Annotated in this window: 10 protein-coding genes and 1 tRNA gene; 5 read left to right on the forward strand and 6 right to left on the reverse strand. The window is 48.3% G+C overall.

The features are described 5' to 3' along the window. The gene (gene meaB / locus AOC06_RS04715) at window positions 1–1026 is read right to left on the reverse strand and encodes a methylmalonyl Co-A mutase-associated GTPase MeaB (RefSeq protein ID WP_215379033.1); all 1026 of its coding nucleotides are present in this window, start codon (window positions 1024–1026) and stop codon (window positions 1–3) included. An 18-nt stretch (window positions 1027–1044) separates the two neighbouring features. Then, window positions 1045–3228: a methylmalonyl-CoA mutase gene (gene scpA, locus AOC06_RS04720; protein WP_215381821.1), complete on the reverse strand. Its 2184-nt coding sequence runs from the start codon at window positions 3226–3228 to the stop codon at window positions 1045–1047. A gap of 94 nt (window positions 3229–3322) precedes the next feature. On the opposite strand from scpA, the gene AOC06_RS04725 reads away from it, so the two are divergent. Continuing rightward, window positions 3323–3961, forward strand: a complete 639-nt coding sequence (locus AOC06_RS04725) for a GntR family transcriptional regulator (RefSeq protein WP_215379036.1) — start codon at window positions 3323–3325, stop codon at window positions 3959–3961. 86 nt (window positions 3962–4047) lie between these two features. Here AOC06_RS04725 and AOC06_RS04730 read toward each other — a convergent pair whose 3' ends face one another. Then, window positions 4048–4392, reverse strand: coding sequence for a c-type cytochrome (locus tag AOC06_RS04730; RefSeq protein ID WP_215337157.1), 345 nt, complete (start codon window positions 4390–4392; stop codon window positions 4048–4050). A gap of 13 nt (window positions 4393–4405) precedes the next feature. Then, window positions 4406–4768: a c-type cytochrome gene (locus tag AOC06_RS04735; RefSeq protein ID WP_215379038.1), complete on the reverse strand. Its 363-nt coding sequence runs from the start codon at window positions 4766–4768 to the stop codon at window positions 4406–4408. Window positions 4769–4920: 152 nt separating this feature from the next. Here AOC06_RS04735 and AOC06_RS04740 point away from each other — a divergent pair, with 152 nt between their 5' ends. Beyond that, window positions 4921–5379 carry a RidA family protein gene (locus tag AOC06_RS04740; RefSeq protein ID WP_215379041.1) on the forward strand — a complete coding sequence of 153 codons (459 nt, stop codon included), beginning with the start codon at window positions 4921–4923 and terminating at the stop codon, window positions 5377–5379. 9 nt (window positions 5380–5388) lie between these two features. On the opposite strand, the gene parC is transcribed toward AOC06_RS04740, so the two are convergent. Further along, the gene (gene parC, locus AOC06_RS04745; RefSeq protein WP_255880085.1) at window positions 5389–7746 is read right to left on the reverse strand and encodes a DNA topoisomerase IV subunit A; all 2358 of its coding nucleotides are present in this window, start codon (window positions 7744–7746) and stop codon (window positions 5389–5391) included. A 95-nt stretch (window positions 7747–7841) separates the two neighbouring features. After that, window positions 7842–9830 carry a DNA topoisomerase IV subunit B gene (locus tag AOC06_RS04750; protein WP_215379044.1) on the reverse strand — a complete coding sequence of 663 codons (1989 nt, stop codon included), beginning with the start codon at window positions 9828–9830 and terminating at the stop codon, window positions 7842–7844. Window positions 9831–9908: 78 nt separating this feature from the next. On the opposite strand from AOC06_RS04750, the gene AOC06_RS04755 reads away from it, so the two are divergent. From AOC06_RS04755 to AOC06_RS04765, 3 genes are all read left to right on the forward strand, one after another. Continuing rightward, on the forward strand, window positions 9909–11129 hold the full coding sequence (locus AOC06_RS04755; protein WP_215379046.1) for a CaiB/BaiF CoA transferase family protein: 1221 nt from the start codon (window positions 9909–9911) through the stop codon (window positions 11127–11129). A 72-nt stretch (window positions 11130–11201) separates the two neighbouring features. Further along, window positions 11202–11276 (forward strand) — tRNA-Arg (locus tag AOC06_RS04760). Window positions 11277–11437: 161 nt separating this feature from the next. Next, complete coding sequence (locus AOC06_RS04765; RefSeq protein WP_215379049.1) at window positions 11438–12286, forward strand: NUDIX hydrolase; 849 nt, start codon at window positions 11438–11440, stop codon at window positions 12284–12286. The last annotated feature ends 22 nt before the right edge of the window (window positions 12287–12308 follow it).

A 12308-nucleotide genomic window follows, 5' to 3' on the forward strand; every position in this document is an offset into this window, starting at 1 on the left:
TTAGAAAAATTCATGGCCCATCGCCTCAAGCAAGCGACGCGCCGCTACCGAGGCAGCCATGGTTCCAGCATTTACCTCAGCACTGAGTCTGGGTAATAGTGCTTGCACTTCAGGATGGCTTCGGAAGGCGTGCTTTAGTCCGGCATCGATGCGTTCCCACATCCATGAGCCTGCCTGTTGTTTCCGACGCTCCTCTAACTTGCCATTCGCAGTCTGCAATTTCTGAAAGCGCAGAATGTTGTCCCAGAGTTCTGGAACGCCTTGGCCATTGAGAGCACTCAAACTCATAACGACGGGGTGCCAATAATCTGCTTGGTGAGAAGCATGGTCCGGATTGCCCTGAAAGCCAAGTAAGCGCAGTGAGCTCGTAATAAAGGCTTGCGCTCTCATAGCGGCATTCGGATCAATATCTGCTTTATTAATGACGATCAGGTCAGCCAACTCCATCACACCTTTTTTAATAGCCTGGAGATCATCGCCAGCATTGGGAAGTTGAAGCAAGAGAAATAGGTCTGTCATGCCTGCTACAGCAATCTCACTTTGTCCCACGCCCACAGTTTCAACGATCACTACATCGTGACCTGCTGCTTCAGCAACGAGTAATGCTTCACGGGTTTTTTCTGCAACACCACCTAAAGTCCCTGACGAGGGGCTTGGCCGAATAAAGGCATGCTCATGAACTGACAGGCGCTCCATGCGAGTCTTATCACCCAGAATCGATCCACCCGAGATGCTGGATGAAGGATCGATTGCTAAGACCGCAACCCGATGTCCTTTGTCGATCAAATAGAGACCCAGGGTTTCAATTAAAGTGGATTTACCAACACCAGGCACACCAGAGATACCTAAACGAAAGGACTTTCCTGTCTTAGGTAGCAATGCATTGAGCGCTTCGTCTGCGCGCTTGCGGTGATCTGAGCGCGTGGATTCCAAAAGAGTAATGATCTTCGCCAGTGCACGACGTTGCGCTGGCGATGGTTGACCAGTGAGATCCTCAATTAAGGATTGATCAGCGGCATTCATCATGGGTTTTGATTCCTAGACTTAGCTAGGATTAACCTGTTTCCGAATTTGCTCAAGCACATCTTTCGCTGAAGCTGGGATCGGTGTACCTGGTCCGTAGATACCCTTCACTCCTGCTTCGTATAAGAATTCATAGTCTTGGCGTGGAATTACACCACCCACAAACACGATGATGTCATCAGCACCCTGTTTTTTAAGCTCTTGAATAATCGCAGGGACTAATGTTTTATGGCCAGCAGCTAAAGTCGAGATTCCTAAAGCATGTACATCATTCTCGATTGCTTGACGGGCACACTCTTCAGGCGTCTGAAACAAGGGGCCAATGTCAACGTCAAAACCTAAATCCGCAAAGGCGGTGGCGACTACTTTGGCGCCACGGTCATGACCGTCTTGACCCAATTTGGCAATCATCACTCGAGGACGACGACCGAAGTCTTTTGCGAAATCACCAATTTCTACTTTGAGTTTTTCCCAGCCCTCGGCTGAGTCATAGGCAGCTGCATACACTCCGGTCACCTTTTGCGTATCGGCGCGATGGCGCCCGTAAACTTTCTCTAATGCGTCTGAGACTTCACCGACCGTAGCACGTAAACGCATTGCATCCACAGCAAGTCCTAATAAATTACCGGTGTTCTCTTCTGCGGCTTTGGATAAAGCATCAAGTGCTACATCGACTTTCTTCTGATCACGTTTGGCTTTGATATTTTTTAAGCGAGCGATCTGACTATCACGCACCTTGTCATTATCGATCATCAATACATCGACCAAATCTTCTTTGCCAAGCTTGTATTTATTCACACCCACAATGACATCCGAACCAGAGTCAATCTTGGCTTGCTTTTCTGCAGCAGCAGCTTCAATCTTCAGCTTGGCCCAGCCACTTTCTACTGCTTTGGTCATGCCACCCATGGCTTCGACTTCTTCGATAATTTCCCATGCTTTGTCAGCCATCTCTTGCGTGAGGTTCTCCATCATGTATGAGCCAGCCCAAGGATCGATCACACTAGTGATATGGGTCTCTTCTTGCAAAATCAACTGGGTATTGCGAGCAATGCGGCTTGAGGTCTCAGAGGGCAAAGCAATTGCCTCGTCAAAGGAGTTGGTATGCAGCGACTGCGTTCCGCCGAACACAGCTGCCATTGCCTCAACCGTAGTGCGAACGATATTGTTATAGGGGTCTTGCTCAGTCAAAGACCAGCCTGAGGTCTGGCAATGCGTCCGGAGCATCAGCGACTTCGGACTCTTAGGCTCGAATGATTTCATGATGCGCCACCATAAGAGTCTTGCTGCGCGTAACTTAGCAACTTCTAAATAGAAGTTCATGCCAATTGCAAAGAAGAAAGACAGACGACCGGCAAATCCGTCAATATCCAAGCCTTTGGCTAGCGCTGTTTTCACATACTCTTGACCATCTGCCAAGGTGAACGCCAATTCCAAGACTTGATTGGCCCCTGCTTCTTGCATGTGGTAACCCGAAATGGATATCGAGTTGAACTTCGGCATGTACTTAGCGGTGTACTCAATGATGTCGCCAATAATGCGCATCGATGGTTCAGGCGGATAAATGTAGGTGTTACGCACCATAAACTCTTTCAGAATGTCATTCTGAATGGTGCCCGAGAGTTGATCTTGCCTTACCCCTTGTTCTTCACCAGCCACGATGTAACCAGCCAAGACTGGTAACACCGCACCGTTCATCGTCATCGAGACAGAGACCTTGTCCAAGGGAATGCCGTCGAATAAGATTTTCATATCCTCGACCGAATCAATCGCAACACCGGCTTTACCGACATCGCCCGTCACACGAGGATGATCCGAGTCGTAACCACGATGCGTTGCCAAATCAAACGCCACTGAGACGCCTTGGCCACCTGCGTCTAGCGCTTTGCGATAAAAGGCATTCGATTCTTCCGCTGTTGAAAATCCCGCATATTGACGTATGGTCCATGGGCGTACTGAATACATCGTTGCCTGTGGGCCACGCACAAATGGCTCAAACCCAGGTAAGGTATCGGCATAGCTCAGCCTCTCAAGATCGGCAGAGGTATACAAAGCCTTTAAGTAAATTCCATCGGGTGTTTGCCAGCCCAATTTATCAACATCGCCATTAGGGGCGGATTTTTGCGCTGAGCCATTCCAATCTTCCAGACTCGCTTTTGGCACATTAGGCCAAGTCGAGGCATTGGTTTTTTTATCGCTAGCCATCAATTGCTCCCTTAAGGCTGTATTCATCTCGCAAAGTAATTATGGTCATTTTGCTTGACAAATCCTGGTTTGTCTAGATATTGTATACATAATTATGAATACAAAACTGATTAATCGCCCCCTATATGAGGATGTCGCAGACCGCCTCAGAGGACAAATCTTTGCCCATGAACTAGCTCCAGGGAGCTGGCTAGATGAGCAAAGCCTGGCTGTTCAGTTTGGGATTAGCAGGACTCCGATGCGAGAAGCCATTAAATTATTGGCTGCTGAAGGACTTGTGACGATTAAATTGCGCAGAGGCGCCTATGTCACTGAAGTTGAACGAACTGATTTAGAGCAAATCTTCACTGTGCTCTCCCTTCTGGAGGGCGAAGCTGCTAAAGAGGCAGCACTAAAGGCCAATGAATCCCAATTAAATCAATTAGATGACGTTCATCATCGCCTAGAAAAAGCGGCAGCGGATCGCGATATCGAGCAATTTTTTGAAATTAATGTGAAATTTCATGAGTTGATTCTCGATATCGCTGGGAATAAGTGGTTAAACGGGGTTATTGGTGATTTGCGGAAAGTCCTCAAGCTGCAAAGAAAAGACTCCCTGAATAGAACCGGGCGATTGCAAAATTCTCTGTTAGAGCACAGGCAAATATTGGAGGCCATCCTGAAAGGGGATGCGAAGGCAGCTGAGATGGCAATGCGCAAACATCTAGCCCAAGGTTTAGAGGCGGCGAGGTAGATTTCGAGCTCAATGCTAAGGTATTACCCATAAAAAACAATGGCTTAGGAGATTATCCTAAGCCATTTTGGTATGCACTACAGCAATTACTTTTTAATTACTAAAGTCCCTGGCAAAGAAGATACATAAGCAGCGATATCTTTTAAGTCCTGTTCTGAGTAGGATTGAACTTGGCCTGCCATGATGGCGTTATTGCGACCGTACTTCGCATTGCTGCCACCAACTTGGTAGGCATGTAATGCATAGTAAAGGTAATCGGCAGGTTGACCAGCCAAACGTGGGTAGACCGGCAGAATTGGCGCATTGAGTCCAGCACCATGACAGGAGGTGCAATTACCCTTCTCTACCAAAGCCTGACCTTTTTCAATGTTGGCGGCATTGGCCAAGCCAACGCAACAAAATACAAGAGTAGTGATGAATGCAAATTTCATAGACATATCTCGATTACTTCAATGGGTTGATCGGTGAGCTGGATGTTTGCGCGGCATAGTATTCGCCGATATCAGCCATATCCTGATCGGACAGACTTCCGGCAATCGCTCTCATCGTTGGGTGCTTGCGCTCGCCCTTTTTATACTCAGACAAAGCAACCGCAATATAGCCCGCATTTTGACCGCCCAACATGGGCACGCGATAGACCAAAGGGTAGTCAGCACGATAGTCAGGAATGGAATGGCAACCAGTGCAAAGCCAGACTTTGCCTGCACCAGCTTGAGCAGAACCCTGGACGTCATCGGCTTGCGCTGCAAGTGCGGTAAAAGCCAAACTAGCACAGAGGGCCAATTGGGAAATCAAGTGTTTTTTCATAGAAATCATCAAGAAGCAGATTGATCAAAAGTTTGAGAGAGTATAGCGGAGACTGCAGGCAAACGGCCTGGAATGCGTATTTTTGGTGAATTGGCGTTTCTAGGCAATATTTTTCCCTATACTTTCTGCTATTCGCAATTATCGAGAACACCATGACCGCCCTTGCCTCAGATCGCCTCAAGACTTTAGGCATCGAATTACCCCCAGCCGGCCCTCCCGCCGCCGCTTATGTAATGGCAACGACCTCAGGCAATACCGTCTATCTCTCCGGGCATATTGCAAAACAAGCTGGCAAAGTTTGGGTTGGCAAGCTGGGGCACGATATGGATACCGAAACAGGTAAGAATGCGGCACGCTCGATAGCCATCGATTTACTGGCTACCCTTCAAAATCACCTAGGCTCGATTGATCGAGTCAAACGCATCATCAAAGTGATGGGTTTGGTTAACTCAACCACAGGCTTCACTGAACAGCACTTAGTCATCAATGGATGCTCAGAATTGCTATTCGAAGTGTTTGGCGATGCAGGCAAGCACGCACGCAGTGCCTTTGGTGTCGCTCAAATTCCTTTGGGTGCCTGCGTCGAAATTGAACTCATTGCAGAGATTTAAAGCACTGCTTTAGTTGGCTTTGAGCTTACCGTCTTTCAGACGAGGCTCAACAAAGTGGCCTTTGCGGGCACGATTACCGACAAATGTCTTGAGCGTCTTGGCATCCAAATTGAGCTCGGTTGGTTTGCTGGCTCGACCCGCACCACTATACGATGCGCCTTCAGCGCCGACTGCAATCGCAGAAGCCAAAGTCTCTTTAGGATCAAGACCCATCAGAATCACACCTTTACCTCCAGCAGGTAAACGCTTGAGCTCATCTAATGGGAACACCAAGAGCTTGGCACTCTCAGACAAACAAGCAACCTGTTTCATGCCGACTGATACTTTGGCGGCACCAAGCGGAGCATCTCCACCTGGGAACTTAGCATCAACACCCACAAAAGCTTTACCGGCTTTATTGCGGGTCATCATGTCGCTCACATTAGCCAAGAAACCATTGCCAGCACGAGTAGAGATCAGAACCAAATCATCAGCATGGCCAGCGTAATACGCCACCATTTGAGATCCGGCGGCCAAATTCACAAAGCTGGTGAGGGGCGATCCATCTCCACGCGCACCTGGGAGCTCGCTCACCGGTACTGTGTAAACGCGACCATCACTACCAAAGCCTTGCATTACATCGACCGTGCGGCATTCGAAAGTGCCATACATGCCATCACCAGCCTTAAATGCAAACTGGCTAGGGTCATGTTCATGACCTTGACGCACTCGTACCCAACCTTTTTGAGAAACAATTACTGTCACAGGCTCATCAACCACCTTAGTCTCAGCTATAGCACGCTTATCTTCTTGGATGATGGTGCGACGATCATCACCAAAGTCTTTCATATCGGACTCAATCTCTTTGATGATGCGCTTACGTAAATTGCTATCGTTTTGTAAGAGTCCTTCAAGATCATCGCGCTCGGTTTTCAGCTCCTTGAGCTCTTGCTCGATCTTAATGCCCTCTAAGCGAGCCAACTGACGCAAGCGGATGTCCAAAATGTCTTCTGCTTGACGCTCAGTGAGTTTGAAGGCGGTAATCAAATCCGCCTTAGGCTCATCGCTATTGCGAATAATCTTGATGACCTTATCAATATTGAGAAGCACCGTTAAACGGCCTTCCAAAATATGCATACGGTCTTTGACTTTATCCAAACGGTGCTCAGTACGACGGGTGACGGTTTGCACTCGGAAACCAATCCACTCAGAAATAATATCTTTGAGGCCTTTTTGACGGGGACGACCATCAGTTCCAATCATCACCAAATTCATTGGGGCGTTGGATTCTAAAGAGGTATGGGCTAACAAGAGATTGACAAACTCATTGAGATCGATGTTCTTACTCTTAGGCTCAAACACTAAGCGCACTGCTGCATCTTTACTTGACTCGTCACGCACCCCATCTAATACCGCCAAGATCGTTGACTTCAGGTTGTTTTGATCAGTCGTGAGGGTTTTCTTGCCAATCTTGACTTTAGGGTTGGTAATCTCTTCAATCTCTTGCAAAACCTTTTGAGAAGAAGTTGAAGGTGGTAATTCATTTACGACCACTTGCCACTGACCGCGAGCCAATTCTTCTACAGACCAACGGGCTCGGACTTTTAAGCTCCCGCGACCACCCTCATAGATCTGGGCAATTTCGTTAGCTGGGGAAATAATTTGACCACCGCCAGGGAAATCAGGGCCAGGGATGATCTCCAGCAGTTCAGCGGTCGACATCTTGGGCGACTTCATTAAGGCAATGGCTGCGCTAGCGACTTCACGAAGGTTGTGCGAAGGTATTTCAGTTGCCATACCCACCGCAATGCCTGAAGCCCCATTCAGGAGAACAAAAGGTAAACGTGCGGGTAATAGTTTGGGCTCTTGAAAAGATCCATCATAGTTCGGGGCAAAATCCACCGTACCTTCATCAATCTCACTAAGCAATAAACCAGCAATCTTGGTTAAGCGCGCTTCGGTATAACGCATGGCAGCTGCGCCATCACCATCGCGAGAACCAAAGTTACCCTGACCATCGATTAAGGGATAGCGCAAGGAAAAGCTTTGCGCCAAACGAACCAAAGCATCATAGGCGGATTGGTCGCCATGCGGATGAAACTTACCCAGCACATCACCCACCACGCGCGCGCTCTTCACTGGCTTAGCATCAGCGCGCAGCCCCATCTCGCTCATCGAGAACAAGATACGGCGTTGTACTGGCTTTTGTCCATCAGCGACATCCGGCAAAGCCCGCCCTTTAACAACGCTAATGGCGTAATCTAAGTAGGCGCGCTCGGCATAGACTGCTAGCGTGAGGCTGTCTTTATCATCCTCATTAAGCTCAACCTTGTTGGGATCATGTGGGGGTGGATTGCCGCCTGACTTTGAAGACTGATCTGTGACCATATCGGTCTCATGAACATTGGAAAAAAGATCCGCCTGCTCTACCGGCTGAGTTGGTTTTGATGGAACCGTTTTATGAACGGGTTTCTTAGTAGCCATTAGATATCTGCCTCAACTTCATTACCGCGCTCTTCCAACCAATCGCGCCGCGCGCCGGATTCGGATTTACCCATCAACATATCCATCGTTTTAATCGTTTCATCCTGGGTCCACTCACCTAGTGTTACAGGCAGCAAACGTCGAGTGTCGGGGTTTAAAGTGGTATCCCACAATTGCTCTGCACTCATTTCTCCCAAACCTTTAAAGCGAGAGATCTGCCATGCGCTCTCTCGAACGCCGTCCTTGCGTAATTTGTCTTCAATGGCCTGAAGCTCATTCGCATCGAGGGCATAGATTTTTTGGGCAGGCTTCTTGCCGCGGGCTGGAGCATCGACTCTAAACAAAGGTGGCCTTGAAATATAGACATGACCCAAATCAATCAGTTTGGGAAAGTGCTTATAGAACAAAGTGAGCAGCAATACTTGAATATGCGCTCCATCAACGTCAGCATCAGAAAGTATGCATACCTTGCCATAGCGTAGATTCGATAAATCGATATCGTCATTGGGGCCATGAGGATCAACGCCGATCGCTACCGCGATATCGTGTACTTCGTTATTCGCAAAGAGACGATCGCGCTCTGCCTCCCAGGTGTTCAAAACCTTACCGCGTAGAGGCAAGATTGCCTGATATTCCTTATTGCGACCCATCTTCGCTGAACCACCTGCTGAATCTCCCTCGACTAGGAAAATTTCATTCATAGTGATATCTTGACTCTCGCAATCGGTTAACTTGCCCGGCAGCACTGCTACACCAGAAGATTTCTTCTTTTCAACTTTTTGACCAGCGCGCGTTCTAGCTTGCGCCTGTTTAATCACGAGATCAGCAAGCTTACGACCATAGTCGACATGCTGGTTTAACCAAAGCTCTAGAGCGGATTTGGAATAGGCCGAGACCAATCGAACGGCGTCGCGTGAGTTGAGGCGCTCTTTAATTTGCCCCTGAAACTGAGGGTCTAGCACTTTGGCAGACAGAATAAAGGAAGCTCTCGCAAAGACATCCTCAGGCATCAGTTTCACGCCTTTGGGTTGTAGGGCATGCATCTCGATAAAGCCTTTGACAGCATTGAAGAGGCCTTCGCGTAAACCGCTCTCATGAGTTCCTCCTGCTGGAGTAGGAATCAGATTGACGTAACTCTCACGCACGGGTGCGCCATCTTCAGTCCAAGCGACTACCCAAGCAGCGCCCTCACCTTCAGCGAAACCATCTTCATCACTATTGCCAGTGGCATATTGCTCACCTTCAAATGGAGGAATGACCTCAGCACCATGACCTGCTTGGGCGATTGCTTCATTGAGATAGCCGCGTAAGCCCTGAGCATATTGCCAAGTTTGACTGTCGCCCGATTTTTCTTGAATGAGAGTGACTTTGACCCCAGGCAGCAATACGGCCTTAGATCTGAGTAAACGAATCAACTCTGGCATTGGAATTGCTGCACTATCAAAGTACTTTGCATCAGGCCAAGCCCGCACGCGAGTGCCATGCGATTTATCTTCTTTGCTGGATGCTTTAGATTTGAGTTTCTCAATCACCTTGCCGTCAGCAAAAGTCAAGGTGGAAACTTGCCCATCACGCCAAACCGTCACTTCCAATCGTTTTGAAAGTGCGTTAGTAACAGAGACGCCAACCCCATGCAGACCACCTGAGAAAGCGTAAGCGCCACCGCTGCCTTTTTCAAACTTACCGCCAGCATGCAATTGGGTGAATACAATTTCTACTACGGGAAGCTTTTCCGTAGGATGCATTCCCACAGGAATACCTCGACCATCGTCTTCGACACTCACGCTGCCATCAGTGTGCATGGTCACAATGATGTGTTTGCCAAATCCGCCTAGCGCCTCATCGGATGCGTTATCCAGAACCTCTTGAATGATGTGCAAAGGATTATCGGTACGGGTGTACATACCGGGCCGTTGCCGGACGGGTTCAAGGCCTTTCAGGACCTGAATCGATGATTCGCTGTATTCGGAGGTTTTACGTGTAGCCATTCGCGCAAATTGTAGCCATGTCTGGCTGACACCCTCAAATTTCAATGATTAACCCTGTATTCATGCCAAAATTGGCTCATGGGAGCCTTAAGTCATATTCGTGTTTTAGATCTGAGCCGGGTGCTTGCGGGTCCCTGGTGTACCCAAAATCTAGCTGATCTTGGTGCAGACGTGATCAAAGTAGAAAAGCCCGGTGTGGGAGACGATACCCGTCATTGGGGGCCACCCTTTGCAAAAGATCCTCAAGGCATCGATAGCAGTGAGACAGCGTATTTCATTGCTATTAATCGGAATAAACGCTCGATCACGGTTGATATCAGCACCCCGGAGGGGCAAGACATTATTCGCAAGCTAGTCGAGAAGTCTGATGTTCTGATCGAAAACTACAAAGTCAGTCAGCTGGTGAAATACGGTCTTGACTATGCAGCACTCCAGAAAATCAAACCCGATTTAATTTACTGCTCGATTACTGGCTTTGGTCAAACTGGCCCTTATGCCAATCGCCCAGGCTATGACATGATCGTTGAAGGCATGGGCGGATTCATGAGTGTGACAGGTGAAGCCGAAAATACTCCCGGAGCATCACCTCAAAAAGCCGGAATTCCGATTGCCGATATTCTGACTGGTATGTATGCCACGAACGCCATCCTGGCAGCCCTCATCCATCGCGATCGCACTGGTGAAGGGCAATGCATCGATATGGCTTTACTCGACACCCAAATTGCGATTATGGCTAATGTATCAAGCGCGTATTTATGCTCAGGAGAAATTCCGAAGCGATTAGGAAATGCGTCGGCAACGATCGTGCCCTATCAAACCTTCCCCACATCCGACAGCTGGATCATTGTTGCCGCTGGTAACAATAGCCAGTTCAAACACTTTGTTACCGTGGGTGGTCAAGCCCACTTGGCGGATGATCCACGTTTTAATGACAACCCCGAACGGGTTAAGCATCGAGACCAGCTCATTCCCCTTCTAGAGGAAATGACGCGCCAAAAGACGAAAGCGGAATGGATCACATTACTCGAAGAAGCCAAAGTTCCCTGCGGACCGATTAATAATTTTAAAGAAGTATTCGAAGACCCTCAAGTCAAGGCTAGAGGCATCGAGCTAACTGTTCCTCACCCAGCCGTAGGTCAAATGAAATTAGTTGCCAGTCCTATGCATTTATCGAAAACTCCTGTTGATATCAGAATGCCTCCACCGATGCTAGGACAACACACTGGGGAGATCTTGCGAGAACAATTGCAGCTAGATGCTGGCACAATTGAGGCGCTAAAACAAAAGGGTGTTATTTAACCCGTCTCTTGCAGCAAAGGCTTGTGCCTCTTGAGTTTCTCGTGGTGTAATTTTGCTACTGATTTTTGATAACCCGCTGTAGCACAATGGATAGTGCAACCGCCTCCTAAGCGGTAGATCCAGGTTCGACTCCTGGCGGAGGGACCATCACTTTTATCAAAGTTATCCACAGCATCTGTGGATAAATACCGAAATGTTTTGCTAAGTTACCGATTTATATAGACCGAGCTGGCTTGCCTAATATTTGAGCAGAATATCTTGCTTGACATTCCGTATAGTTCACCCTCAATTTCTCTTACACTCTGCTGATGCAAAAAATAAACGACAGTACCTTAGCCGCCTTAGAGGAGATGTTGCAGAACTCCGCTCGCTCTGCACCGCTCGATTTTTTACCGATCTTCTTCGAAGGTGCACATGCTGAAAAGCAAATGCTTGGTCATCTTAATCCCGAGTTCATTCCTTTCATTCAGTCGTCTCTGGAAGAGAAGCATATTGCTAATATTGAGATGAATCATCATGGCCTCTGGATTGATAATGCCAGTCCTTTTGCTATCACCGCTAGCCTGACTGAGTTAGCCAATCGACTTCGCCAAGGTGGATTTATACCGGGCTGGCGTAATGAAGAGTTTTCTTGGATTGATCACAATGGTCACGCCTACTTTCGCTTAGAACGAGCTGCTTTTAGAACCTTGGGTTTGCGCAGCACTGCCAGCCATATCAATGGCTTTACTAAGGAGGGAAACTTATGGCTTGGACGTCGCAGCGAGAGCAAAAGGACTGATCCAGGCCTCTTAGACAACTTGGCAGCTGGCGGCATTGCCGCTGATGAGACACCCTGGGTTTGCGCTGTTCGAGAATTGTGGGAAGAAGCTGGCGTACCGCCACAACTGGCTAATCACATTGCACCCGCTGGTAAGGTTCATATGCGCCGTCCTATTTTAGGGGGTGGTTTTCATGATGAGCAGCTGTTTATCTATGACCTCGCTCTATCTAGCAATTTTATTCCTACCAATCATGATGGCGAGGTAAGCGGCTTTATTGAGATTTCGCTTGCAGAGGCGGCGGCCCGAATTTTGGCTGATGAATTCACGACTGACGCCGCCTTTGTCACGGCGGACTTTATATTGCGGAGCAATAAAGGGAGTTTTCTCCCCTGAACGCCATTTCATGGTTAAATTA

Origin of the sequence: Polynucleobacter paludilacus (genome assembly GCF_018687595.1) — a bacterium.
GTDB lineage: Bacteria > Pseudomonadota > Gammaproteobacteria > Burkholderiales > Burkholderiaceae > Polynucleobacter > Polynucleobacter paludilacus.